A 1,520-nucleotide genomic window follows, 5' to 3' on the forward strand; every position below is an offset into this window, starting at 1 on the left:
CTAGCACTACTCTGCCATCCTGACCGCTCATACCCGCCACCTGACGCGTGACGAGCTGGATCTGCCGGCATCGGCTGTCTGCCATCGCGAAAAATTTGGCCCAGCGGTTCGCCTTGCGCTGGTTTGTCCGCGTGACCGCCGTCAAACCCACGTTCAAAAGTGACGAACTGGCCGAGGAGCACTGGGAGCGCGAGTTCGAGCGCTGGCTTGCGCCCTTCTTGCACGAGTTCGGCTACCCGTCTCAGCAGAAGTGGGCGCCGATCTATATGCGTGGGCTCCTCGGGCCTGGCGACCGCAAGAGCATCGAGCCGATGGCCGCGCGGGTTTGCCCGGGCGAGACGCAGCAGCTTCACCACTTTGTCTCGACCTCTCGCTGGGACACGGCCGGGCACGAGCGCGTGCTCCTTGAAAAGGCGGGGGCGCTCGTTGGCGGCAAGGATGCCCACCTCGTCATCGACGACACGGCGATCCCGAAGAAGGGAACTCACTCGGTTGGCGTCGCGCATCAGTACTGCGGGCAGCTCGGCAAGAACGCCAATTGTCAGGCTCTCGTTTCAATCACGCTCGCGCGTGACGAGGTGCCCGTTCCCGTGGCGCTCCGGCTTTACCTGCCGAAAGAGTGGGCGCACGATCCTGCGCGACGGCGCAGCGCGAAGGTGCCCGAAGACGTGGTGTTCCGGCCGAAATGGCAGATCGCGCTCGACGAGGTCGAGCGCATCATGCAGAGCGGCGTCGAGTTCGGTGATGTCCTGGCGGACGCGGGGTACGGCGCGTGCGCCGCGTTCCGGCGTGGGCTTTCAGAATTGAAGCTCAAGTGGGCGGTCGGCGTGAACTCGAACCAGCTCGTCTATCCGAAGTCCGTACGAGTGTCTGCGCCGGAGAGGACTCGACCAAGCGGTCGTCCGCCGAAGCGCGGGAAGGTATCGGCCGCGCCGAAGAAGGCACACGAGGTGTTCTCCACGCGAGCGAATAGCGGCTTCGAGAAAGTGAGCTGGCGTGACGGCACGAAGGGCCCTCTTACCGCGTCCTTCGCGGCAATCCGCGTACGTGTGGCTGACGGACCGAAGGTCATCGGACACAACCACGGGCCTGGCGAAGAGGTCTGGCTCATCTGCGAAAAGCGCGCGAGCGGCGAGCGAAAGTATTACCTCTCGAACTACCCTCCCGACACCGACCTCGGAACGCTCGCCTCGGTGGTCAAAGCGCGGTGGGTTTGCGAGCAGGCGCATCAGCAGATGAAAGAGGAGCTCGGACTCGATCACGTCGAGTGCCGCTCCTGGCACGCGCTGCACCATCACGCGCTCCTCACGATGATGGCCTTCGCCTTCCTTCAGCACCTGCGTAACACCGAAAAAAACGACCGGGCGCAGCGGACCGCCGCCTGAACCGTCGCTACCGGAAATCCGGCGGCGACTGATTCAAAGGCTCGCTGCGCCCCAAAGATGCGCGCGGTGCGGAGCGACGGTGCGGGCGCTCGTGCCGATATGAACGTGTGGGTGGATGTGGCAGAGTAGTGCTAG

1 protein-coding gene is annotated in these 1,520 nt (G+C 64.3%); it reads left to right on the forward strand.

The genetic code is table 11. The annotated features are described in order from the left end of the window. Nucleotides 1-131: 131 nt before the first annotated feature. On the forward strand, nucleotides 132-1,385 hold the full coding sequence (locus QHF83_RS53255; protein ID WP_282425871.1) for an IS701 family transposase: 1,254 nt from the start codon (nucleotides 132-134) through the stop codon (nucleotides 1,383-1,385). The last annotated feature ends 135 nt before the right edge of the window (nucleotides 1,386-1,520 follow it).

Origin of the sequence: Polyangium sp. 15x6 (assembly GCF_029960785.1) — a bacterium.
Classification (GTDB): Bacteria; Myxococcota_A; Polyangia; order Polyangiales; family Polyangiaceae; genus Polyangium.